The organism is Streptomyces venetus, assembly GCF_039540295.1.
Classification (GTDB): domain Bacteria; phylum Actinomycetota; class Actinomycetes; order Streptomycetales; family Streptomycetaceae; genus Streptomyces; species Streptomyces venetus.
The window spans coordinates 441,061-462,892 of sequence record NZ_BAABET010000008.1; the positions used below are offsets into that span (position 1 = coordinate 441,061).

Genomic DNA, 21,832 nt, shown 5'->3' on the forward strand with positions numbered 1-21,832 from the left:
CGACGCGATCGACCGTCCGCCGCACAGCCGGGTACGTGCCCTGTCCCCGAACCGCGCCCTGCGGTGGCATACGGCCATGACGGCCGGATCCACGCTCACGAACGGGACGACCGCCGAGCACGAGCTCGCCGCACTGCAGCGGGAGCACGGCCGGCCCCTCTTCGCACTCCTGCTCCGGCTCTCCGACGGCGACCGGCAGCGCGCGGAGGACCTGGTCCAGGAGACGCTCGTGCGCGCCTGGCAGCATCCCGAGGCCCTGCGCGCCGACGACTTCGAGTCCGTACGGCCCTGGCTGATGACCGTCGGGCGGCGCCTCGCGATCGACGCCCGGCGCGCCCGGCAGGCCCGGCCGGCCGAGGTCGGCGACGCGGTGCTGGAGAACGCGCGGGTCATCTCCGACCACGCGGAGCGGGCCGCGGCCACGCTCGACGTCCGCCGGGCTGTGAAGACACTCACTCCGGAGCACCGTGAAGTCCTGGTGCTCGTGTACTTCCAGGGGGCGAGTGTGGCGGAAGCCGCGGCCGCCCTCGGAATCCCGCCCGGTACCGTGAAGTCCCGCGCGTACTACGCGCTGCGCGCCCTGCGCCGGGTGCTTCCGGGCTACGCCACCGACCTGCGCTGAAACCAACGGACGGGTCAAGTCTCCGTAAAGCGCCTTGCTGAGGACCCCGGTTGAGTAATCGGCTGTTCTCATCCGTGTTCCGGAGGGGGCCGTCAGCGCCCTCGGGGCCCGGTGTCGGGCGACGCGCACGTACCGGAGGAAGGCAGGAAGGGATGCAGCACAGAGGGCAGGAGAGCACGGACGGCAGCGGCGGTGAACTGACCGTTCCCATGGCGTGGTTGTACGCCGAGTACATCGCCGACGAGCTGCTGCGGACCGGCGATCTGATGCCGCCGACGTCCTTCGAGTTCCGCGCCGGGCGGGATGCCCTGGCGCTGACCATCTTCCTCTCCGACACCGAGGGGGAGCTGTCGGGCATCCGGGTGGTCACGCAGCTGGAGACCTGGCTGTCGCTGACCGCGTACGACCAGCCGTGGCAGGAGTGGGTGCGCGACCGGCTGGCCGAGCTCGCGGCCGAGGCCGCCGGGTCCGGCCGGCCCGCGCCGGACCTGGAACTGGCTCAGGAGGCCTGGCGCTGGCTCCAGGAGACGGAGCTGCTCGCGCCCGATCTGAACGCGGTGCCGGGCGGCGCTCCGGTGGTCGGCGAGGACGAGGGGCCGAAGGTCTGGACGCCCGCCTGGCAGCTCGGACTGCCGCTGGGACACCTCGCCATCCATCTTTTTTAGATTTCTGCGACCCGGGACCAATCCGCGGGCCGGAGCGCTCCGAATCCTTAGGTTGCGATTGTGTCACCGGCTTGAGTGATTCCGCTGCCTGGTCCGTACCGGTGGGAGCAAGGAGTAACCCCACCCGCACCCAACGGCACGAGGATTCGGCATGAGGTCCCTGGAAAGGCATCGCGACGTCGGCGCCTACGCGCTCGGCGTGCTGGACGAGGCGGAGGCCTTCCGCTTCGAGGACCACCTCATGGAGTGCCCTCGGTGCGCTGCAGAGGTGACGGAATTCGGCGCGACGACACGGCAGTTGATGCTGTACCGGCGGTCGACGCCACGGTTCGTGCACCCCATGACGCAGCCCGGTCCGCGCATGCTGGACGGGCTGCTGGCCGAGGTGGCGACGCGGCGCCGGGCCGGACGCCGGAGACTGTTGTTCGCCATGGCCGCGTCGGTGGCGTTCGCGGTGTCGGTGCCGGGGATCGCGATGATGGCCGAGGGCAGCGACGAGGCGCCCGCGCGGCTCACGGCGACCGACGCGCGGACCGGGGTGTGGGCGCAGGTCACCACGGAGGACGGGGCCTCGGGCAGCCAGGTCGAGCTGAAGGTGAAGGACTCGGCGGACTCCCGCGCCTGCCATCTGGTCATCGTCGGTCATGACGGCAGCGAGGAGACCGCGACGAGCTGGCACGGGCCGGGACACGACGCACAGCCCCACACGATGATGGCCAGCTCCTCCAAGCACCCCGGCGAGATCGCCCGCTACGAGATCCGCACGGCGACCGGCGAACGTCTGGTGTCGCTGGAGCCGCCACGCTGACCCCGTGCTGATTTGCCAGCGCACAGCGCCGGACGGAGACTGAAAGTACCGACGCGGAGCGTCTGTTGGTCCGTCGACGGTGGGCTCCGCGCCGCCCCTGCGAGAACGCACGAAGGGGCTGAGCCGGTGGAGAACGAACTGACGATCCTCCTTTCCGAAGAGGACGCGGACGCCGAACGTGTGGCGGAACTGACCGGCTATTTGCGTGAGGAACTACTCGACGTCGAGGTGGACGACGTCAGCGCGCTGCCCGCCGGGGAGGTACCGCCCGGCGCGCGAGCCGTGGACGTGACGCAGGTCGGTGCGCTGCTCGTGGCCCTGGGCAGCTCGGCGACGGCCCTGAACCAGGTCGTGACCGTGATCCGGTCGTGGCTGCACAGGACCCATGACACCCGTCCCTCGTTGCACCTGGAGATGGACGGCGACGTCCTGGAGGTGTCCGAGGCGACCGACGAGCAGGTCGAGGAGGCGTTCAAGGCCTTCGTCCAACGCCATGCCACGGCCGGAGCCCCGCCATGACCGACTCCCGGCACGCGCTGATCATCGCCAACGACCGCTACGCCGACCAAGGGCTCAAGAAGCTCCGGGCACCCGCCCAGGACGCCACGGCTCTGGCCGGGGTCCTGCACGACGCGCGGATCGGCGACTTCGACGTGGAGGTGGTGCGCAACGCGTCCGCCGACGCCATGCGCAGGCACATCCAGCGCTTCTTCAACGACCGCCGTCGCGACGACACCCTCCTGCTGCACTTCTCCTGCCACGGCCTCAAGAGCGAGTCCGGCGAGCTGTACTTCGCCGCCGGCGACACCGAGCCCCGGATGCTGGACGCCACGGCGATTCCCGCCCAGTTCGTCCGCGGGTGCATGTCCCGCACGAAGGCCGGCCGGACCGTCCTGTTCCTGGACTGCTGCTACGGGGGCGCCTTCTCCCGGGGCTCCTCCTCCGTGCGCGCCTCGGGGGACGTGAACGTCCTCGAGTCCTTCCCGAGCGACAAGCCGGCCGGCGGGCGCGGCTGGGCCGTCATCACGGCGTCCGACTCCATGGAGTACGCCTTCGAAGGGGACCAGCTCGCCGAGAACTCCGCTCCGCGTCCCTCGGTGTTCACGCACGCGGTGGTGCAGGGCCTGGGGACCGGCGAGGCCGACCTCGACGCGGACGGCGAGGTGTCCCTCGACGACCTGTACGACTACGTCTACGAGCACGTCCGGGAGCAGAACCCCAACCAGACGCCGAAGAAGACGGTGGAGATGCGGGGTGAGTTCCATCTGGCGCACAGCCGGCGCGGCCGCATCAAGATCGCCGCCGTGCCCACACCGGCCTCGCTGCGGGCCGCCCTCGACAGCGACAACGTCCTCACCCGGCAGGGGGCGGTCCTGGAGCTGGACAACCGGGTGCGGGACGAGAGCCTGCCCGTGGCGGAGGGGGCGCGCCAGACCCTGGTGGAGGTCGCGGGCAACGACATCCGCCAGATCGCCGCTCTGGCACACCGCGCCCTGCGTGAGATACACCTCGCGCCGTCCCCGGACCACCTGGACTTCGGCCTGGTGCCGAGGGGCTCGCCCTCGCGGGAGAAGTCCGTGACGATGCAGGGCCCGCCGCTGGCCAGGCACTGCGTGGCCCAGCCCGCCCAGCCGTGGCTGCGCGTCGAGCCGGCCGCGGACGGCCTCCGGGTCCACGTCGACACGGCCGCCGAGGGGCGGCTGTCCGGGGAGATCACGCTGAAGGGCGTGGCCGACGAGGCGGTGGTCCACGTCGAGGCCGTGGTGGGGCCGGCGCACGAGTCCGCACCCCCCGCCGGGCCCGACGTCGAGGCCCCACCCCACCCACCGCGACAGCGTGTGCCGGGCCAGGGAGCGCACGACCAGGAAACGGCGATCATCGAGCCCCCGCCTTCCCGGCCGCCCGCGCGCGAGCCCGCGACTCCCCCGCCCTCCGCGCACAAGCCCCCGTCCTCGCCACCCTCCGCGCGCAAGCCCCCGACCTCACCACCCCCGAGGACCCGCACCACACCGGCCCGAGCACAGCCCCGCCCCCTCGCCCCTGCCCTCGCCGGCGCCGCCCTCGCCCTCGCGGTCACCGCGGTCATCACCCTCGTCATGGCCGTCCAGGCGGCGGCGGTGGCCGTCGCGGAACGGAGCGACGAGGGGGTCGACGGCAACATCGAGGACAACCTGCGAGCCCACGGAGCGTTCACGCCGCTGATCGTGTCCCTGATCACCGCCGCGCTCGCCCTGGTCGTCGGCGTGCTCGCCCGGCACGAGCTGGGCGAACGGCGGGAGCTCTACTCCGAGCGGGCGGCCGGCGGCACCCGGACGTCGACCTCGGTCGCCAAGGGGCTGGCGATCCCGGTGCTGATCCTGGCCGTCCTCATGGGCATCGCCTACCTGGTGGGCAGCGGCTACTGGTGACTACTTCAGCAGCCGGGACATCCTGCGGTCCGCCAGCGGCTTGCCACCGGTCTGGCAGGTCGGGCAGTACTGGAGCGAGGAGTCGCTGAAGGACACCTCGCGGACGGTGTCGCCACACACCGGGCAGGGCTCGCCGGCACGGCCGTGGACCCGCAGGCCGCTCTTCTTCTCGGCCTTCAGCCGGCCGGCCGCGACGCCCCGGGAGCGCTCGACCGCGTCGGTGAGGGTGTCGCGCAGGGCCGCGTACAGCCGCCCCGTCTCCGCCGCGCTCAGGGACGCGGCCAGTTTGAAGGGCGACATCTTCGCCGCGTGCAGGATCTCGTCGCTGTAGGCGTTGCCCACGCCCGCGATCAGGCTCTGGTCGCGCAAGGCGCCCTTGAGCTGCCGCCGTTCACCGGCCAGGAGTTCCGCGAGGCGCCGCTCGTCGAAGTCGTCGGCCAGCGGGTCCGGGCCGAGCCGGGCGACGCCCGGGACCTCCTGCGGGTCCCCCACGACGTACACCGCGAGCCGCTTCTGCGTTCCGGCCTCGGTCAGGTCGAAGCCGGCGCCGGTCTCCAGGGCCACGCGCAGCGCGAGGGGGCCCTTGCCGGGGCGGGGCGGGCCGTCCGGGAGGCGGTCCTTCCACTGAAGCCAGCCGGCGCGCGCCAGGTGGGTCACGAGATGCGGGCCGTCCGCGGTCGCGATGTCGAGGAACTTGCCGTACCGGCGTACGGCGGTGACCTCGTGGCCCTCGACGGCGGACAGCGGCGGGTCGAACGTCTTCAGCACGCTGATCGCGACGGGCAGCACGCGGACGATCTCGTGGCCGACGAGGTGCTCGGCCAGGAAGTCCTTGAGCGCCTCGACCTCGGGGAGTTCCGGCATGGGTCCAGAGTGCCACGCGAGGTCAGTCGTGGCCCGGCACCACGAACTCGCACCACACGGCCTTGCCGCCGCCCCGGGCCTCCACGCCCCAGACGTCGGTGAGCAGGTCGACCAGCAGCAGACCCCGCCCGGACACGCCCGACTCGCCCGCCTCGCGGCGGCGCGGCAGGGCGCTGGAGGAGTCCTCGACCTCGACGCGCAGCCGGTGCTCGGAGCCGGTGAGGGCCCGGAGCGTGACGATCGCGGAGCCCTCGGTGTGCATCAGGGCGTTGGTGATCAGCTCGTCGGCGACCAGTTCGATCTCGTCGGCGCGGTCCCGGGCGCCCCAGGCGCCGACCGCGGTGCGGATCATGTGGCGGGCCTCGGTCAGGGCCGCCGGGTCGCCGGGCGCCACGTGCCGCTGGAGCCGGCGGCCGGACTGCGGGCCCTCGGGGCCGCGCCGGCGCAGCAGGAGCAGCGCCACGTCGTCGTCGCCGCCGCGTTCGGCGGCCACGTCGATGAGCCGGTCGGCGAGGTCCCGTACGTCGTCGGGGCCGGTGGCGACGAGCGCGGTCAGGGTGCGCATGCCGTCGTCGAGGTCGGCGCCCGGCTGCTCCACCAGGCCGTCGGTGCACAGCAGCAGGGTGTCGCCGGGGTCGAGCTCCAGGGTGGCCACGGGGTAGTCGAGGCGGCCGAACTCGGCGGACAGGCCGAGCGGCAGTCCGCCCGGGACGGTGACACGCCGGCAGCTGCCGTCGGTGGGGCGCACGAGCGGATCGATGTGGCCGGCCCGGACCACCTGGAGGACGCCCGTGGTCAGGTCGGCCTCCGCGTAGAGGCAGGTGGCGGACCGGTCGGTGTCGAGTTCGTGCAGGAAGACGGAGGCGCGGGCCATCACGGCGGCCGGGGTGTGCCCCTCGGCTGCGTAGGCGCGCAGCACGATGCGCAACTGGCCCATGACGGCGGCGGCGTGCGTGTCGTGGCCCTGGACGTCGCCGATGACGGCGCCGACCCGGCCGCCGGGCAGCGGGATCAGGTCGTACCAGTCGCCGCCGATGTCACGGCCGACGGAGCCGCCGATCGTGGCCGCGCGGTAACGGACGGCCACGTCGGCCCCGGGCACGCTCGGGATGGTCCGGGGCAGCATGGCCTGCTGGAGGCCTTGCGCGAGGTCCATCTCCTGCTCGTAGAACATCGCCCGCTGCATGCTCTGCGCGATGCTGCTGCCGAGCGCGACGAGGATGTCGCGTTCCTCGGTGGTGAAGCCTCGCCGGTCGCTGTAGAGCAGGCCCATCGCGCCGATCGGCCTGGCCTGGACGATGAGCGGCAGATAGGCGGCCGATGTGATCTTCAGGTCGGTGAGGTGCGGCCACAGGACCGGGTAGCGCTCGGCGAACTCCTCCGGCGACTCGATGAAGCAGGGGCCGAGGGTTCGTACGGCCTCGCTCATCGGGTAGGGATCGTCGATCCGGGTGACCCTGGTGCCGGGGACGAAGCTGCCCACGGGCCCCTCGGCGACCAGGCGGATGCGGCCGGCCTCGACCAGGCCCATGACGAGGCTGGTGGCACCCAGGTGGGTCACGCCGTGGGTGTCCTTGAGGACGTCGATGACGTCCTGGACGGTGCGGGCGTGGGCGAGGGCGGCCGTGGTGAGTTCGACGACGCTGGCCTGCTGCCGGCGGGCCCCGTCCTGGGCGGCCTGGTCGAGGCGGGCGTCGCTCTCGCCGAGCTCCTGGGTGGCGTCCCGGATGATGCCGATGATGCGGCGGGGGCGTCCGGTGTCGTCGCGCCGGATGTAGCCCTGGGTGTGGGTCCAGCGCAGCGTGCCGTCGCGGCGGCGGAGACGGAAGTAGGCGCCGTAGTTCTCGCTGCCGTCCTTCAGGGCCTGGGAGACGGCGGTGTCCAGACGCCGGGCCTCGTCGGGCGGGACGCGCTGGGAGAGGGTCTCGGGGTGGTCGTCGTACTCATCGGGGCGCACGTCGAAGACCGCGTGGGCCTGGGCGTCCATCGCCATCAGGCCGGTGTCCAGATCCCAGTCGAAGCTGCCCATCCGGTTGAGCGCGAGGATCGGGTCCGGCTGGGCGGGCCAGTCGTCCGGGGGTGACAGGGCGCTCGCTCCCCGATCAGCCATGGGCCCACCTTGCCAGGATTCGTCCGATTCTTCGACCGGATGCGCCGAGTTTACGGGCCGCTCGGCGGCACCGGCCCCCTTCTGTTGGTCAAGACGCCCGCAAGGGTGCCGGGCCGACCGTCCGCGGCATTCGGTTCACTCGCTCGGGGTACGCGTCCGGAGCGGTGGTACACGGAGCGTGACACTGGGGTCCGGCGCCGCACCGGGAGGAGCACACGGCAGTGGACTGGTTCACCGCATCCGAGTACTGGCTGAGCCGGCTGGTCTTCCAGCGGGCGCTGGCCGCCGTGTACCTGGTCGCGTTCCTGACGGCCGCGTGGCAGTTCCGCGCGCTGATCGGGCGGCGCGGGATGCTGCCGGTGCCGCGGTTCGTGGGGCGGGTGCCGTTCAAGCGGGCGCCGAGCCTGTTCCAGCTGCACTACTCGGACCACTTCTTCGCGTTCTGCGCCTGGGCGGGCTGCGCGGTGTCGGCGGCGCTGCTGGCCGGGCTGGACTCGCTGCTGCCGCTGTGGGGCGGCATGCTGCTGTGGTTGGTGCCGTGGGTGCTGTACCTGTCGATCGTCAACGTGGGGCAGACCTGGTACTCGTTCGGCTGGGAGTCGCTGCTGCTGGAGGTCGGCTTCCTCGCCGTGTTCCTCGGCAACGACGAGGTGGCGCCCCCGGTCGTCGTGCTGTTCCTGCTGCGCTGGATCCTGTTCCGGGTGGAGTTCGGCGCCGGGCTGATCAAGATGCGTGGGGACGAGTGCTGGCGGAAGCTGACCTGCCTGGACCACCATCACGAGACCCAGCCGATGCCGGGCCCGCTGAGCTGGTTCTTCCATCATCTGCCCGGGCCGGCGCACCGTGTCGAGGTGGCCGCGAACCACGTCACCCAGCTCGTGGTGCCGTTCCTGCTGTTCGCCCCGCAGCCCGTCGCGACGGCCGCCGCCGCACTGATGATCCTCACCCAGCTGTGGCTGGTGCTGTCGGGGAACTTCGCCTGGCTGAACTGGATCACGATCGTGCTGGCCCTGCCGGTGGTGCGCTTCCCGGCCGATGCGCCGGACGTGCCCGGCGCTCCGCTGTGGTACGTGGTCGTGGTCCTCGCGGTGGCGGCGCTGCTGCTGGGCCTCAGCTACCAGCCGGTGCGCAACATGGTCTCCCGCCGCCAGGTGATGAACCGCTCCTTCGACCCGCTCCATCTGGTCAACACCTACGGGGCGTTCGGCAGTGTGAGCCGGGTCCGCCACGAGGTGGTGGTCGAGGGCACCCGGGACGACGTGCCGCGTGCGGACTCGGACTGGCGGGAGTACGAGTTCAAGGGCAAGCCGGGCGATCCGCGACGCTGGCCGCGCCAGTTCGCCCCCTACCATCTGCGGCTCGACTGGATGATGTGGTTCGCGGCCCTCTCCCCCGCCTACGCCGACTCCTGGTTCGGCACGTTCGTGGAGCGGCTCCTGGAGAACGACCGGGACACGCTGAAGCTGCTGCGCCGCTCGCCGTTCCCGCCCGACGAGCCCCCGCGCCATGTGCGCGCCCGCCTGTTCCGCTACCGCTACACGACGTGGCGCGAGCTGCGGGAGACGGGCGCGTGCTGGGAGAGGACGTTCGTGCGGGAGTACCTGCCGCCGACGCGGCTGGCGAAGACCGCTCAGAGGCCGTAGACGCGGGTGGCCGTGGCCGTGAGGATCTGCTCGTGTTCGCGTGGGGACGTCAGGTCACGGGTGAGGCGGAGGGTGTCGCCGTAGGCGACGCCGAGCGTGCAGACCGGCCAGTCCGAGCCGTACATCAGTCGGTCCGGTCCGAAGGCCTCCAGCGCCACCTCGGCGTACGGGCGCAGGTCCGCCGGCGTCCAGGAGGCGGGGTCGGCCTCGGTGACCAGGCCGGACAGTTTGGCGACGGTGTTGGGCAGGGTGGCGAGGGCGCGCAGGTCCGACGCCCAGGGTTCGAGGGTGCCGGCGGCGACGGGCGGTTTGCCCAGGTGGTCGAGGACGAAGGTGAGGCCGGGCAGGGCGGCGGCCGCCCGCGCGCAGGCGGGGAGCTGGTGCGGCAGGACGACGAGGTCGTAGACGAGCCCGGCGTCGGCGACGGCGGCCAGTCCCCGCAGGACGTCCGGGCGCAGTAGCCACTCCGGGTCGGGTTCGCCCTGGACCTGGTGGCGGATGCCCTTGAGGTATCGGCCGCCGGGAAGCTCCCGCAGCCGGGCCAGTGCGTCGGCGACGTCGGGGCGGGTGAGGTCGGTCCAGCCGACGACGCCCGCGATCAGCTCGTGCGCCTCGGCCAGGGCCAGGAACTCCGGGGTCTCCTCGGGCACGGTGACGGTCTGGACGAGGACCGTGCGGCCCACTCCGGCGGCGCTCGCCTCGGGTTCGAGATCCTTGACTGTGAAGTCGCGGCGCAGTGGATCGAGTTCGGGACCGCTGATCCAGTCCTGGTCCCGTACGGACAGGTCCCACACATGGTGGTGGGCGTCGACCACGGTCATGCCGGCAGCTCCCACACGACGGGCAGACCGGCGTCCGCGCCCTCGCCGGAGTAGTCGTGCACGACGTCCAGCAGTTCCGCCATACGGGCCTGCCAGGCGACGTTGACGGGCAGTTTCTCCAGTTCGGCGAGGAGAAGGGCGTAGTCCTCGCACTCCAGGACGTGGAACAGGTCGGTGCCGCTGCGCCAGATGGTCCAGGAAGTGGCACCGGCGGCACGGATGGCGTCGGTGAGTTCCTCGGGGACCTCGCGGTGGGCGGCCTCGTACGCGGCGACGCGGTCGGGGCGGACCTTGGTGTGCAGGGCGACTCTCATGACGGCTCCTTGGACGTCGACCCGGCGGGGACGGGGGCGTCGGCGGGCAGCAGGCCCTTGGTGCGCAGCTCCTGCCAGAACCCGTCGGGCACGTGGGCGGCGAACTGGTGGGCGCAGTCGCGCACTTCGTGAGCGGAGCGGGCTCCCACGAGGACGCTCGCGACGGCCGGGTGGGCGGCGCAGAAGGCCAGGGCGGCGGCGCGCAGCGTGGTGCCGTGGCGGTGGGCGACGGCCTTCAGCCGCAGGGCCCGCTCGACCAGCTCGGAAGGCGCCGCCGTGTAGTTGTACGTGGCACCGGGCCTGGGGTTCGCCAGCAGGCCGGAGTTGAAGGCGCCGCCGATGACGACGGAGGCGCCGCGCTCGTGTGCGGCGGGCAGCAGCTCGGTGAGGGCGCTCTGGTCGAGCAGGGTGTAGCGCCCGGCGCACAGCACCACGTCGACGTCGGTGTCGCGGACGAAGCGGGTGAGCATCTCGGCCTGGTTCATTCCGGCGCCGATCGCGCCGACCACGCCCTCCGAGCGGAGCTTCTCCAGGGCCGGGTAGCCCTCGCGGAAGGCCCACTCGGCGTGCTCGTCAGGGTCGTGGAGGTAGACGACGTCCACCCGGTCGAGGCCGAGCCGTTCCAGGCTGGACTCCAGGGTGCGGCGGATGCCGTCGGCGCTGAAGTCCCAGACGCGCCGGTGGGTGGCGGGTACGGCGAAGCCGCCCGCGAGGTCGTCGCCGGTGCCGTCCGCGGGTTCCAGGCGGCGGCCCACCTTGGTGGAGACGGTGTAGAGGTCGCGGGGGTGCTCGCGCAGGGCGGCGCCGAGGCGGCGTTCGGACAGGCCGAGGCCGTAGTGCGGGGCGGTGTCGAAGTAGCGGACGCCCCGCTGCCAGGCGGCCTCCACGGCCTCGTGCGCCTGGGCCTCGCCGACCGCGGTGTACAGGTTGCCGATGGCGGCGGCGCCGAAGGACAGGGCGCTGACCTCGACGCCACTGCCGCCGAGCCGGTTCATCGGGCCACCGGGCGCAGCCGCAGGCCCTGCATGCCGCCGTCGACGGCGAGGGCGGTGCCCGTGGTGGCGCCGGACAGGGGGCTCGCCAGGTAGGCGATGGCGCCGGCGACCTCGGCGGCGGCGACCAGCCGGCCGGTGGGCTGGCGGGCCTCCAGGGCGGCGCGTTCGGCGGCCGGGTCGGGGGCGGCGTCCAGGAGACGGCCGACCCACGGGGTGTCGACCGTGCCCGGGTTGACGCAGTTGACGCGGATGCCCTCGCGGACGTGGTCGGCGGCCATGGCGAGGGTGAGGGAGTACACGGCTCCCTTGGTGGCGCTGTACAGGGCGCGCTGCGGCAGGCCCGCGGTGGCGGCGATGGAGCAGGTGTTGACGATCGCCGCGTGCCCGGATGCGCGCAGGTGCGGCAGGCAGGCCCGGGTGGTGCGGACCATGCCGACGACGTTGACGTCGTAGACGCGGTGCCAGTCGTCGTCGGGGTTGTCCTCGACGGTGCCCTGGGCCCCGATGCCGGCGTTGTTGACCAGGATGTCGAGTCCGCCGAGGTCGGCGACCGCGGCCGCCACGGCCTGGCGCACGGACGCGTCGTCGGTGACGTCCGCGCGATGGGCGAGCAGTGGCTTGTCGACCGGCGACGGATCCAGGTCGAGGACGGCGACCTGGGCGCCGCGCTCGGCCAGGAGGTCGGCGGTGGCCCGGCCGATGCCGGAGGCGCCGCCCGTCACCAGGGCTTTGAGGCCCTCGAAGTCGCTCATGCGGCCTGACCCTTCTTCCGCTCGTCGAGGTCGGCGGCCCAGAACTCGCCGCCCGGGTACGTGTAGCGCGCCAGCGACTCGGGCCGCATGGCGGCCGAGAAGCCCGGCGCGGTCGGTGCCGTGTAATGACCTTCGCGGATGACCACCGGATCGAGGAAGTGGTCGTGCAGATGATCGACGTATTCGATGACCCGGTCCTCGGTGGTTCCGGACAGGGCCACGTAGTCGAACATCGACAGGTGCTGGACGAGTTCGCACAGGCCGACACCGCCCGCGTGCGGGCAGACCGGGACGCCGAACTTGGCCGAGAGCAGCAGGATCGCGAGGTTCTCGGGGACGCCGCCGACGCGGGCCGCGTCGATCTGGACGACGTCGAGCGCGCCGGCCTGGAGGAGTTGTTTGAAGACGATCCGGTTGTGCACGTGCTCGCCGGTGGCGACCTTCACGGGGGCGACGGCACGGCGGATCGCCGCGTGGCCGAGGATGTCGTCGGGGCTGGTCGGTTCCTCGATCCAGTACGGGTCGAACTCAGCGAGGGCCTTGGTCCAGCGGATCGCCTCGTCGACGTCCCAGCGCTGGTTGGCGTCGACGGCCATGCGGAGGTCGGGGCCGATGACGGACCGGGCGACGCGGCAGCGGCGGATGTCGTCGTCGAGGTCGGCGCCGACCTTGAGCTTGATCTGCCGGAAGCCGTCGGCGACGGCCTGGGCGGCGAGCCGGGTGAGCTTGTCGTCGTCGTAGCCGAGCCAGCCGGGCGAGGTGGTGTAGGCGGGGTAGCCGCGCTCCAGGAGCCGGGCGGTGCGCTCCTCGGCGCCCTGTCCGCCCAGGCGCAGGAGGGCCAGGGCCTCCTCGGGGGTGAGGGCGTCGGTGAGGTAGCGGAAGTCGATCTGGCGCACCAGCCATTCGGGCTCGGCCTCGGCGAGCAGCCGCCACAGCGGCAGGCCGGCACGCTTGGCGGCGAGGTCCCACACGGCGTTGACGACCGCGCCGATCGCCATGTGCATCACGCCCTTCTCGGGGCCGAGCCAGCGCAGCTGGCTGTCGCCGATCAGGTCGCGGTTGAGGGTGGACGGGTCGGCGCACAGGTCGTCGACGGAGCGGCCGAGCAGGTGTCCGCGGAGCGCGTCGATCGCGGCGACCTGCACGTCGTTGCCCCGCCCGATGGTGAAGGCGAATCCGTGCCCCTCGTGCCCGTCGGCCGCGTCGGTGCGCAGGACGACGTAGGCCGCCGAGTAGTCGGGGTCCGGGTTCATCGCGTCGGAGCCGTCGAGCTCGCGCGAGGTGGGGAAGCGGATGTCGTGGGTGTCGACCGCGGTGATGCGGGCGGGCGTCGGGGACACGGGGGGCCTTTCGGTTGCAGGGGCGGGGGCGTCAGTCCTGGGCCCGGCCGGTGGTGACCCGGGCGATCATGAGGGCGACCAGGATGATCCCGCCGTAGATGGCCTGGATCCAGAACGACGGCACCTGGGCGAGGGTGAGCAGGTTCTGCACGACCCCCAGAAGGAGTACGCCGGTCAGGGCGCCGAACATGGTGCCCTTGCCGCCGTCGAGGGCGATGCCGCCGATCACCGCGGCCGCGAACACCGTGAAGATCATGTTCTGGCCCTGGTTGGCGCTGATCGCGCCGACGTACCCGGTCTGCATGATGCCGCCGACCGCGGCGAGGGCACCCGCGACGACGAACACGCCGAGCATGACGCGTTCCACCCGGATGCCCGCCGCCCGGGCGGCGTCCGCGTTGCCGCCGATGGCGTACAGGGCCCGCCCCACGCGGTGGTACTTCAGGACCAGCCCGGCGACGGCGAAGGCGAGCGCGGCCACCCACACCGACAGCGGGACGGTGAGGAAGGTGGTGGTCGCCAGCGAGTAGAAGCTGTCGGGCATCCCGAACAGCGTCTTGCCCTTGGTGGCGCCGACCAGCAGACCGCGCAGCACGATCAGCATCGCGAGCGTCACGATGAACGCGTTGAGCTTGAACTTCACGACGAGTATGCCGTTGAAGGCGCCGACGGCCGCACCGGCCACCAGGACGGCCAACAGTGCTAGTGCGGCCGGGAGTTCGGTGCCCCAGCCGGACTGGGCGGCGGGCAGCACGAGCAGCGCGCCGACGGCGGGCGCGATGCCCACGACCGATTCCAGGGACAGGTCGAACTTGCCCGTGATCAGCACGAGCGACTCGGCGAGCACGACCATGGCGAGGGCGGCGGAAGCGCCGAGGATGGAGATGAGGTTGCGTTCGGTGAGGAACGAGTCGTTGACCACCGCGCCGAGCACCAGGAGGAGCAACAGGGCCGGGACGAGGGCGAGTTCGCGGGCCCGGCGGAGCAGGACTGCCTTGGCGGCGCGCGGGTCGGTGGCTCGCGCGGGCGCGAGCGGCGGGGCCGCCTTGGTGTCAGCCATGGTCCACTCCTTCGATGGAGGCGATGAGCTCGTGGTCGCGCCAGCCCGCCCGGTGCTCGGCGACGATTCGGCCGTGGAAGAGGACGAGGACGCGGTCGCAGCGCCTGAGGTCGTCGAGTTCGTCGGAGACGACGAGCACGGCGGTGCCGTCGTCGCGGGCGCTGTCCACCCGGGCGAGCAGGGACTCCTTGGACTTCACGTCGACGCCCGCGGTGGGGTTGACGAGGACGAGGAGCCGGGGGTCGGAGGCGAGGGCCCGGGCCATGACGACCTTCTGCGCGTTGCCGCCGGACAGGTCGGAGACGGGCTGGTCGGGCCCCGCGGCGTGGATGTCGAGGCGTTCGATCAGGGCGGTGGCGACACCGCGCTTGTGGTCGGTGCCGACGAAGCCGAAGCGGCCGAGCCGGTCCAGGACACTGAGGGTGGCGTTGTCGCCGATGGACATGCCGAAGACCAGGCCCTGGTCGTGCCGGTCGCGGGGGACGAAGCCGACGCCGGCCTTCAGGGTGGCCTGGACGTCGCCGAACGGCAGCGGCGCGCCGTCGATGCGGGCCGTGCCGCTCGTGGGGGTGTGCAGCCCGGTGAAGGACTCGGCCAGCTCGATCTTGCCGCTGGCGCTGGAACCGGCGAGTCCGACGACCTCGCCGCGGCGGACGGTGAGGTCGATGTCCCGGTACGCCGGTGAGGTGAGGCCGCGGGCGTCGAGGAGCACGGGGGCGTCGCGGTCGGCGTCCCCGGGGTCCACGGCCTGCTCGGCGAGGACCTCGATCGACTCCCCGGCCATGGCCTCCACCAGGTCCCGGCGTGGGAGGTCGGCGACGGGCGCGGTGGTGATCCAGCGGGCGTCACGCAGGACCGTGACGGCCTGGCAGACCTCGTACACCTCCTGAAGGTGGTGCGAGATGAACAGGAACGTGACGCCGGAGTCCTGGAGGGCCCGCATACGGCCGAACAGCCGCTCGATCTCCCGGTTGTCGAGCTGGGCGGTGGGTTCGTCGAGGATGATGAAGCGGGCGCCGAAGCTCAGGGCCCGGGCGATCTCGACCATCTGCCGGTCCTCGACCTTGAGGTCGGCGGTGCGGGCGTCGGGGTCGACGCGCACGTCCCAGGTGTCGAGGAGCCGGGCCGCCTCGGTCTTCAGACTGCGCCAGCTGATGAATCCCCGCCGGAGCGGCTGACGGTTGATGAACAGGTTCTCGGCGACCGTCAGTTCGGGGACGACCGTCGGGTGCTGGTAGACGCAGGCGACCTTGGCGCGCCAGGCGTCGCGGTCGGTGAGCGGGGGCGCGGGTTCGCCGTCGAAGCGGACGGTGCCCTCGTCGGGCGCTTCGAGGCCGGTGAGGATCCGGACGAGTGTCGACTTGCCGGCGCCGTTGCGGCCGACGAGGGCGTGGGACTCACCGGGCAGGACGGCGAGCCGGCCGTCGGCGAGGGCGGTGGTGGGGCCGTACCGCTTGACGACGCCGCGCGCTTCAACCAGTGGGGTGCTCATTTGACCGTGTTGCCCCAGAGCTTGGGGTCGTCGACGTTGTCCTTGGTCACCAGCGGCGCGGGCAGCTGGTCCTCCAGGATGCCGCTGGGCAGCTTGACGATGGTCGAGTCGTGGTCGGTCGGGCCGGGCTCGAAGGTCTTCCCCGCCATCGCCGCCTTGATGTAGTACATGCCGTACTTGGCGTAGGCGTCGGCGGGCTGCGAGACGGTCGCGTCGATCTCGCCCTTGCGGATCGCGTCGAACTCCTGCGGGATTCCGTCGTTGGAGACGACGGTGATGTGGCCCTTCTGCCCGGCCTTCTTCAGCATCCCCTTGGACTTGAGGGTCTGGAGGGTCGGCGCGAGGTACACACCGCCCGCCTGCATGTAGATGCCCTTGATGTCGGGGTTGGCGTTGAGGAGGGTGTCGAGTTTGGAGGCCGCGGTGTCGGACTCCCACTTGGCGGGGATCTCCAGGACCTTCAGCTTCGGGAAGTTCTTCTTCACGCAGGCGCGGAACGCCTCGGAGCGGTCGCGGCCGTTGACCGAGGCGAGGTCGCCCATGATCTGCACGACCTTGCCGGAGCCGACGTGCTCGCCCAGGTACTGGCAGGCCTTCTCGCCGTAGGCCACGTTGTTCGCCCGGACCACCATCGCGACCTTGCCCTTGTCGGGCGCCACGTCCACGGCGACGACCGGCACGCCCTTGCGTTCGGCCTGGTCGAGGCCCGCCTCGATGGCGGCGCTGTCCAGCGGGGCGACGACCAGGCCCTTGACGCCCTGGTTGAGCTGGTTGTTGATGTCGGTGATCTGCTGCGAGGGGTCGCTGTTGGAGTTGACGGTCTTCATCGCGTCGACGCCCTCGGACTTCGCCATCTTCGGCACGTAGTCGTTGTACGACTGCCAGAACGGCGAGGTCAGCAGGGGCAGGACGACCCCGACCTTGCCGCTGCCGCCTCCACCGCCCGCCCCGGAGGCGCCGGTGTCCTTGGTGCTGCCGCACGCGGCGAGCACCAGCGAGGCTCCGGCGGCCAGGGCCACCGCGCCGAGGATCCGGGACGTGTTCGGCTTCCGCACTGTGCTTCCGGGCATCTCAGGGGGCTCCCATCGACCGGGTGTTCCAGCAGATGCCCGCATACTTATCAGACCACTCGCCCGCCAGAACACCCTGCGACGCCAGATTTTCGCGTTCTCGACTCATAGTGGTCCGACCACCCTGCTGGTTAGACTGCGCCGGAGCGCGTGATCGGAGGAACGGCGTGGACGACGAGACAGCCCCGCAGAAGGGCACCGTGACGCAGCGCGCCATCGAGCGGATCAAGGCGATGATCGGCGAGGGCCTGCTGGAGCCGGGCCAGCGGCTGCCGACGGAACGGGACCTGGCCGCCCAGCTCGGCATCTCCCGCAGCTCGATGCGGGAGGCGATCCGCGCGCTGACGGTGCTGGGCGTGCTGGAGGCCCGGCACGGGTCGGGCATCTATGTGACCCGTTTGGAGGCCGGCGACCTGCTGGAGACCTTCGGCGTGGTGGCGGACCTGTCGCGCGGTCCGCGCCTGGTGGAACTGCTGGAGGTGCGGCGGATCCTGGAGTCGACGGCGACGGCGCTGGCCGCCGCCCGTATCAGCGAGGACCAGCTCGCCGAGGTCGAGCGGCACCTGGCGGCGATGAACGCCACGGACGATCCGGAGGAGATCATCGCCCACGACCTGGCCTTCCACCGTGTGATCGCGGTGGCGGCGGGCAACGAGACCATGGCCGCGATCCTGGAGGGCCTGTCGTCACGGACCTTCCGGGCCCGCGTCTGGCGTGGCTACCAGGAGGAGGGCGCCTTCGCCCGCACCCGCCGCGAACACGCGGCGATCCACCGCGCCCTGGCCGCCCACGACCCGGAGGCGGCCCGCGCGGCGGCGGCCGCGCACGTGGGCGAGGTGGAGGAGTGGATGCGGGCCCAGCTCGGGCCCTAGGACCGGCCGGGGCCCGGTGCGTCGCCGCGCCGTAGCTCCGGCCCAAGGCCCGGTGCGCCGCCGGGCCCTGGATCCGGCCCAGGGCCCGGTGCGCCGCCCGCTACTTGAACTGGCCGGGCCGGTAGTCCCCGGCGGGCTGCTGGAGGACGACGTTCAGCCGGTTCGCCGCGTTCATGAAGGCGATCAGGGTCACCAGCGCCATCAGCTGGTCCTCGTCGTAGTGCTTGACGGCCCGCTCCCAGACCTCGTCCGGGACCCCGCCGGCCCCGTCCGCGATACGGGTCGCCTGCTCGGCCAGCTCCAGCGCGGCACGCTCGGCCTCGGTGAAGACCGTGGCCTCCCGCCACCCCGCGACCAGATGCAGCCGCACGGAGGATTCGCCCGCGGCTGCGGCCTCCTTGGTGTGCATGTCGATGCAGACCGCGCACCCGTTGATCTGGCTGACACGCAGCGAGACCAGTTCGCGTGTCGCGGCCGGCAGCGGTGACTCCACCACCAGCCGCCCCACGGAGCTGAACTGCTTGACGAGCTTGCCGGCACTCGGGGTGGCGAAGGGGTCCAGACGCGCGCTCATGATGAGCTCCTCTGTCGTTGTCGGTGCGTACACCCCTATGAGTCAGCGGCTCCCCACGATGTGACATCGACGCATGTGACCTGTGCCACGACCCCGTCAGACCCGGGACCGGTACAGCCCGAACTCGGCGACGCGCACGGACCCTCGCGCCCCGGTCACCCGCGTCCGCCACCGCCGGGCCGGCACGGCGGCGGGCAGCCGCAGAATGCGGCTCGCGCCGATCACCTGTCCGAGGGCGCGTCGGGCGAGCAAAGGCGCATCGACCGGCCGGTGGCCTCGACGTGCGCCCCTCGCCGGTGCACAGTTCTCCCTACGTACTCGCCAGTAAGCCCGTCCCGCCGCACACTCCGAGGAGCTCCTGTGACCACCTGGGCCGGCCGCACCGCCGCCGAGATATCCGCCGCCGTCCGCGAGAAGCGGGTCACCCCGCGCGAGGTGGTGGCCGAGCACCTCGAACGGATCGAGCGGCTCGACGCCCGGGTCGGGGCCTTCCGCACGGTGCGCGCCGAGGCGGCGCTGGCCGAGGCCGAAGAGGTGGCGGCGCGCGGCGACTTCGCCGAACTGCCCCTGGCCGGGGTGCCGGTGGCCGTCAAGGACAACCTCGCGGTGCGCGGCGAGTCCGTCCGTGTCGGCTCGGCCGCGACCCCGGACACACCGGCCGAGGAGGACCATGTGACGGTGGCCCGGCTGCGGGCGGCTGGCGCGGTGGTCGTGGGCCTGACGAACGTGCCGGAGCTGTGCGTCTTCGCCACCACGGACGGGGTGTTCGGCACGGCGCGCAACCCCTGGGACCCGTCCCGTACGGCCGGCGGTTCGTCGGGCGGCAGTGCCGCCGCCGTCGCCGCCGGAATGGTGCCGATCGCCCTCGGCAACGACGGCATGGGCTCGCTGCGCATACCGGCCGCCAACTGCGGCCTCGTCACCATCAAGCCGGGCCGGGGAGTGGTCCCGGCCGGTGTCGGTGACAGCGACTGGTTCGGCATGTCGGAGAACGGGCCGCTCGCCACCACCGTCGAGGACGCCCGGCTGATGCTCGCGGTGCTCGCGGACGACGCGCCCGCCCGGCGCGCCGAACCCGGGGCCCTCAGGGTCGCCGTGTCGCTGCGCAGCCCCCTGGCCGGCGTCACCGTGAGCAGGCCGTACGCGGCGGCCACCCGGGAGGCGGCCGGGGTGCTGATGAAGGCGGGCCACCAGGTCCGGCGCGCCGACCCGCCCTACCCGGCGTCGCTGCCCCTGACGTCGCTGGCCCACTGGACGGCGGGCACCGCGGCCGACGCCCAGCGCCTCGACCCCCGTCTGCTGGCCCGGCGCACCCGGGTCCACGCGGGACTCGGCCGGCCCTTCGTCGCCACCGTGCGCTCGGGGGCGAGCCGGGAGCGGCTGCGCCGACGGCTGGAGCCGTTCTTCGCCGAGTACGACGTGCTGCTCACGCCCGCGCTCGCCCGCCGCTCACCGAAGGCCGGGCCCTGGCACGAGCGGGGCTGGCTGAGCAACCTGCTGGCGAACACCAACCACTCACCGATGACGCCCCCGTGGAACCTGACCGGTTGGCCGGCCATGTCGATCCCGTGCGGAACCCTCCCGTCCGGTGCGCCCTGTGCCGTGCAGCTGGTCGGCCGCCCCGGCTCGGAGCGGCAACTCCTCGCTCTGGCGGAGCAATTGCAGGAACGAAACCCGTGGCGGCGTACGGCGCCGGTGGACTAAGGTCGGCCGGGTGACTGCCGGGTCGGCCGTAGGCCATGCACGAGTGAGGCGCCCGGCCTCGGCGTGAGCGCGGCGGGGGTGACCCCGCGCAGGCTCCGCCGAGAGCCGGAGAGGGCACGAGCCCCGCCTCCCGTCTCCGTGTTCCCCCCCTCTCCTCGCGCCACCGCGGCGCGGCACACGGATCCCAAGACTGGAGACGCACCCACGCATGTCCCACGCACAGCACGCACAGCACGCACCCGAACCGCCCACGACGGTCGCCCACCTGAACCACACCGCTGTCTACGCCTCGGACCGCCGCCTGTCCGCCGAGTTCCTGGCGGCCGTCCTTGGCCTGGAGGTGGGCGCCCCCTTCGGCCCGTTCCTCCCGGTCGACCTGGGCAACGGCGTGACCCTCGACTACTACGAGAAGCGCGACGAGCCGGTCCAGTCGCAGCACTACGCGTTCCTGGTGCCCGAGGACCAGTTCGACGCCATGATCGCCCGCCTGGAGGCGCTGGGGGTCACCTACTACGCCGACCCGGCCCACACCGAGCCCGGCCGGGTCAACGACCTCTTCGGCGGTCGCGGCGCCTACTTCGACGACCCCGACGGCCACAACATGGAGATCATGACCCGGCCGTACGTCCGTCCCTGACGGTCACCGGCTGAACCGTCCGGGCGACCACCCAGTGGTTCTTGCCGAGGCGCCGGACCCGTTCGAAGCCCTGCCGCTGGAACAGCGTCACCGTGCCGCTGTAGAGGAAGGACGCGGAGACCGACCGGCCCTCGGCGTCCTCGGGGTAGCCCTCCACACCGCCGCCGCCGAGCCGCGCGATCTCCTGGAGGGCGCCCTCGAGGGCGGCGGCGGCCACGCCCCCGCGGCGGTGCGCGCGGTCGACGAAGAAGCAGGTGATCCGCCAGTCCGGAAGGGCGCCGAGGTCTTTGTCGTAGGCCCGCCGGTGTTTGATGCGGGGCAGTTCGGAGGGCGGTCCGAACTGGCACCAGCCGACGCAGTCCGGGCCGTCGTAGACGAGGGCGGCGTGCGCGCGGCCCTCGCGGACCCGGGCCTCCTTCGCCGAGCGGTTCTGCTCCGGGGTCCTGGCGCGGCCCACCCCCTCGGCGTGGAAGGCCATGCACCAGCAGCCGCCCCACACACCCTTGTGCCGCTCGACGAGGCCGGCGAAGTCCGGCCAGGTGGCCGCTTCCAGAGGTCTGATCCCGAAGCCGGCCATGAACCCTCCGATGTTCTAGAGCGCCCGGTACATGATGTGCAGTCCCACGAGGCCGTGCCGGGGGTGCTCGAACGCGTCGGGCACGGTGCCGAGGATCGTGAAGCCCAGGGAGGTCCACAGTTTCACGGCCGGGTTGGTCTCGACCACGGCGTTGAACACCATGCCGCGGTAGCCGGCCGCCCCGGCTTCGGCCAGGAGGTGTTCGGCGAGGGCCCGGCCGTAGCCGCGGCCGCCCCGGTCGGGGTCGACCATGAAGCCGGCGTTGGCGATGCCGACGGCGGGGCCGCCGTAGTTGGGGGTGAGGTAGGCGGAGGCGACGACGGTGGCGTTGTCGTCCTCGACGACGTAGACGCGTTTCGCCGGGTTCATCCACAGGACCCGGGCCTCCTCCTCGGAGGTGCCCGGGTCCCAGGCGTAGGTCTCGCCCGCGGCGACGATGCGGCGCCAGAACGGCCAGATGCGAGTCCAGTCGTCAGCCGTTGCTTCCCTGATCAGCATGGGTGC

23 protein-coding genes are annotated in these 21,832 nt (G+C 72.3%); 9 read left to right on the forward strand and 14 right to left on the reverse strand.

The features are described from left to right. The first annotated feature begins 76 nt into the window (after window positions 1-76). From ABEA82_RS27215 to ABEA82_RS27235, 5 genes are all read left to right on the forward strand, one after another. On the forward strand, window positions 77-622 hold the full coding sequence (locus ABEA82_RS27215) for a sigma-70 family RNA polymerase sigma factor (protein WP_003994552.1): 546 nt from the start codon (window positions 77-79) through the stop codon (window positions 620-622). A 152-nt stretch (window positions 623-774) separates the two neighbouring features. Continuing rightward, a complete protein-coding gene (locus tag ABEA82_RS27220; protein ID WP_003994551.1) occupies window positions 775-1,287 on the forward strand; it encodes a hypothetical protein in 513 nt (170 codons plus the stop codon). Between the two features lie 151 nt (window positions 1,288-1,438). Beyond that, window positions 1,439-2,095 (forward strand): zf-HC2 domain-containing protein, encoded by a 657-nt coding sequence (locus ABEA82_RS27225; RefSeq protein WP_345664306.1) that lies wholly within the window; start codon window positions 1,439-1,441, stop codon window positions 2,093-2,095. 126 nt (window positions 2,096-2,221) lie between these two features. After that, entirely contained in the window at window positions 2,222-2,614 is a 393-nt protein-coding gene (locus ABEA82_RS27230; protein WP_345664307.1) for a hypothetical protein, read from the forward strand. Beyond that, window positions 2,611-4,503: a caspase family protein gene (locus ABEA82_RS27235; RefSeq protein WP_345664309.1), complete on the forward strand. Its 1,893-nt coding sequence runs from the start codon at window positions 2,611-2,613 to the stop codon at window positions 4,501-4,503. Before ABEA82_RS27230 ends, ABEA82_RS27235 begins: the two co-directional genes overlap by 4 nt. Here the strand turns inward: ABEA82_RS27235 and ABEA82_RS27240 are convergent, their stop codons facing one another. Beyond that, complete coding sequence (locus ABEA82_RS27240) at window positions 4,504-5,367, reverse strand: Fpg/Nei family DNA glycosylase (protein WP_345664310.1); 864 nt, start codon at window positions 5,365-5,367, stop codon at window positions 4,504-4,506. 22 nt (window positions 5,368-5,389) lie between these two features. After that, window positions 5,390-7,477 carry a SpoIIE family protein phosphatase gene (locus tag ABEA82_RS27245; protein WP_345664311.1) on the reverse strand — a complete coding sequence of 696 codons (2,088 nt, stop codon included), beginning with the start codon at window positions 7,475-7,477 and terminating at the stop codon, window positions 5,390-5,392. A 221-nt stretch (window positions 7,478-7,698) separates the two neighbouring features. Between ABEA82_RS27245 and ABEA82_RS27250 the strand changes: the two genes are divergently transcribed. Then, window positions 7,699-9,120, forward strand: a complete 1,422-nt coding sequence (locus ABEA82_RS27250) for a lipase maturation factor family protein (RefSeq protein ID WP_345664312.1) — start codon at window positions 7,699-7,701, stop codon at window positions 9,118-9,120. On the opposite strand, the gene ABEA82_RS27255 is transcribed toward ABEA82_RS27250, so the two are convergent. From ABEA82_RS27255 to ABEA82_RS27290, 8 genes are read right to left on the reverse strand one after another with little or no spacing between them, the layout of a single operon-like run. After that, a complete protein-coding gene (locus ABEA82_RS27255; protein ID WP_345664313.1) occupies window positions 9,108-9,941 on the reverse strand; it encodes an amidohydrolase family protein in 834 nt (277 codons plus the stop codon). The two genes, ABEA82_RS27250 and ABEA82_RS27255, sit on opposite strands and share 13 nt — an antisense overlap. Next, window positions 9,938-10,255, reverse strand: coding sequence for an L-rhamnose mutarotase (locus ABEA82_RS27260; protein WP_345664314.1), 318 nt, complete (start codon window positions 10,253-10,255; stop codon window positions 9,938-9,940). The genes ABEA82_RS27255 and ABEA82_RS27260 overlap by 4 nt, the downstream gene beginning before the upstream one ends. Further along, window positions 10,252-11,250, reverse strand: coding sequence for an aldo/keto reductase (locus tag ABEA82_RS27265; protein WP_345664315.1), 999 nt, complete (start codon window positions 11,248-11,250; stop codon window positions 10,252-10,254). Before ABEA82_RS27265 ends, ABEA82_RS27260 begins: the two co-directional genes overlap by 4 nt. Then, window positions 11,247-12,002 (reverse strand): SDR family NAD(P)-dependent oxidoreductase, encoded by a 756-nt coding sequence (locus ABEA82_RS27270; RefSeq protein WP_345664316.1) that lies wholly within the window; start codon window positions 12,000-12,002, stop codon window positions 11,247-11,249. The genes ABEA82_RS27265 and ABEA82_RS27270 overlap by 4 nt, the downstream gene beginning before the upstream one ends. Then, window positions 11,999-13,342: an L-fuconate dehydratase gene (locus ABEA82_RS27275; protein ID WP_345664317.1), complete on the reverse strand. Its 1,344-nt coding sequence runs from the start codon at window positions 13,340-13,342 to the stop codon at window positions 11,999-12,001. The genes ABEA82_RS27270 and ABEA82_RS27275 overlap by 4 nt, the downstream gene beginning before the upstream one ends. Window positions 13,343-13,373: 31 nt before the next feature. Beyond that, entirely contained in the window at window positions 13,374-14,402 is a 1,029-nt protein-coding gene (locus ABEA82_RS27280) for an ABC transporter permease (protein WP_345664318.1), read from the reverse strand. Then, window positions 14,395-15,894, reverse strand: a complete 1,500-nt coding sequence (locus tag ABEA82_RS27285; protein ID WP_345664319.1) for a sugar ABC transporter ATP-binding protein — start codon at window positions 15,892-15,894, stop codon at window positions 14,395-14,397. The genes ABEA82_RS27280 and ABEA82_RS27285 overlap by 8 nt, the downstream gene beginning before the upstream one ends. Next, on the reverse strand, window positions 15,891-16,964 hold the full coding sequence (locus ABEA82_RS27290) for a sugar ABC transporter substrate-binding protein (RefSeq protein ID WP_345664320.1): 1,074 nt from the start codon (window positions 16,962-16,964) through the stop codon (window positions 15,891-15,893). The genes ABEA82_RS27285 and ABEA82_RS27290 overlap by 4 nt, the downstream gene beginning before the upstream one ends. Window positions 16,965-17,131: 167 nt before the next feature. Here ABEA82_RS27290 and ABEA82_RS27295 point away from each other — a divergent pair, with 167 nt between their 5' ends. After that, entirely contained in the window at window positions 17,132-17,836 is a 705-nt protein-coding gene (locus ABEA82_RS27295; protein WP_345664321.1) for a FadR/GntR family transcriptional regulator, read from the forward strand. A 100-nt stretch (window positions 17,837-17,936) separates the two neighbouring features. Here the strand turns inward: ABEA82_RS27295 and ABEA82_RS27300 are convergent, their stop codons facing one another. Then, window positions 17,937-18,410 (reverse strand): carboxymuconolactone decarboxylase family protein, encoded by a 474-nt coding sequence (locus ABEA82_RS27300; RefSeq protein WP_345664322.1) that lies wholly within the window; start codon window positions 18,408-18,410, stop codon window positions 17,937-17,939. Between the two features lie 96 nt (window positions 18,411-18,506). Continuing rightward, the gene (locus tag ABEA82_RS27305; protein ID WP_345664359.1) at window positions 18,507-18,662 is read right to left on the reverse strand and encodes a hypothetical protein; all 156 of its coding nucleotides are present in this window, start codon (window positions 18,660-18,662) and stop codon (window positions 18,507-18,509) included. A gap of 108 nt (window positions 18,663-18,770) precedes the next feature. On the opposite strand from ABEA82_RS27305, the gene ABEA82_RS27310 reads away from it, so the two are divergent. Together ABEA82_RS27310 and ABEA82_RS27315 are read left to right on the forward strand one after the other, a co-directional pair. Beyond that, window positions 18,771-20,114 (forward strand): amidase, encoded by a 1,344-nt coding sequence (locus tag ABEA82_RS27310; protein ID WP_345664323.1) that lies wholly within the window; start codon window positions 18,771-18,773, stop codon window positions 20,112-20,114. A gap of 208 nt (window positions 20,115-20,322) precedes the next feature. Next, window positions 20,323-20,751, forward strand: a complete 429-nt coding sequence (locus ABEA82_RS27315) for a VOC family protein (protein WP_345664324.1) — start codon at window positions 20,323-20,325, stop codon at window positions 20,749-20,751. Here the strand turns inward: ABEA82_RS27315 and ABEA82_RS27320 are convergent. Both ABEA82_RS27320 and ABEA82_RS27325 read right to left on the reverse strand, forming a co-directional pair. Then, window positions 20,723-21,328 (reverse strand): GNAT family N-acetyltransferase, encoded by a 606-nt coding sequence (locus tag ABEA82_RS27320; protein ID WP_345664325.1) that lies wholly within the window; start codon window positions 21,326-21,328, stop codon window positions 20,723-20,725. The genes ABEA82_RS27315 and ABEA82_RS27320 overlap by 29 nt on opposite strands. 15 nt (window positions 21,329-21,343) lie before the next feature. Further along, window positions 21,344-21,826 carry a GNAT family N-acetyltransferase gene (locus ABEA82_RS27325; protein WP_345664326.1) on the reverse strand — a complete coding sequence of 161 codons (483 nt, stop codon included), beginning with the start codon at window positions 21,824-21,826 and terminating at the stop codon, window positions 21,344-21,346. Window positions 21,827-21,832 lie beyond the last annotated feature (6 nt).

Bases quoted from the DNA above. Each gene is read 5' to 3' on its own strand.
- ABEA82_RS27215 (WP_003994552.1), top strand. From the start codon at position 77: ATGACGGCCGGATCCACGCTCACGAACGGGACGACCGCCGAGCACGAG.
- ABEA82_RS27220 (WP_003994551.1), top strand. From the start codon at position 775: ATGCAGCACAGAGGGCAGGAGAGCACGGACGGCAGCGGCGGTGAACTG.
- ABEA82_RS27225 (WP_345664306.1), top strand. From the start codon at position 1,439: ATGAGGTCCCTGGAAAGGCATCGCGACGTCGGCGCCTACGCGCTCGGC.
- ABEA82_RS27235 (WP_345664309.1), top strand. From the start codon at position 2,611: ATGACCGACTCCCGGCACGCGCTGATCATCGCCAACGACCGCTACGCC.
- ABEA82_RS27240 (WP_345664310.1), bottom strand. From the start codon at position 5,367: ATGCCGGAACTCCCCGAGGTCGAGGCGCTCAAGGACTTCCTGGCCGAG.
- ABEA82_RS27245 (WP_345664311.1), bottom strand. From the start codon at position 7,477: ATGGCTGATCGGGGAGCGAGCGCCCTGTCACCCCCGGACGACTGGCCC.
- ABEA82_RS27255 (WP_345664313.1), bottom strand. From the start codon at position 9,941: ATGACCGTGGTCGACGCCCACCACCATGTGTGGGACCTGTCCGTACGG.
- ABEA82_RS27260 (WP_345664314.1), bottom strand. From the start codon at position 10,255: ATGAGAGTCGCCCTGCACACCAAGGTCCGCCCCGACCGCGTCGCCGCG.
- ABEA82_RS27265 (WP_345664315.1), bottom strand. From the start codon at position 11,250: ATGAACCGGCTCGGCGGCAGTGGCGTCGAGGTCAGCGCCCTGTCCTTC.
- ABEA82_RS27270 (WP_345664316.1), bottom strand. From the start codon at position 12,002: ATGAGCGACTTCGAGGGCCTCAAAGCCCTGGTGACGGGCGGCGCCTCC.
- ABEA82_RS27280 (WP_345664318.1), bottom strand. From the start codon at position 14,402: ATGGCTGACACCAAGGCGGCCCCGCCGCTCGCGCCCGCGCGAGCCACC.
- ABEA82_RS27285 (WP_345664319.1), bottom strand. From the start codon at position 15,894: ATGAGCACCCCACTGGTTGAAGCGCGCGGCGTCGTCAAGCGGTACGGC.
- ABEA82_RS27290 (WP_345664320.1), bottom strand. From the start codon at position 16,964: ATGCCCGGAAGCACAGTGCGGAAGCCGAACACGTCCCGGATCCTCGGC.
- ABEA82_RS27300 (WP_345664322.1), bottom strand. From the start codon at position 18,410: ATGAGCGCGCGTCTGGACCCCTTCGCCACCCCGAGTGCCGGCAAGCTC.
- ABEA82_RS27315 (WP_345664324.1), top strand. From the start codon at position 20,323: ATGTCCCACGCACAGCACGCACAGCACGCACCCGAACCGCCCACGACG.
- ABEA82_RS27320 (WP_345664325.1), bottom strand. From the start codon at position 21,328: ATGGCCGGCTTCGGGATCAGACCTCTGGAAGCGGCCACCTGGCCGGAC.
- ABEA82_RS27325 (WP_345664326.1), bottom strand. From the start codon at position 21,826: ATGCTGATCAGGGAAGCAACGGCTGACGACTGGACTCGCATCTGGCCG.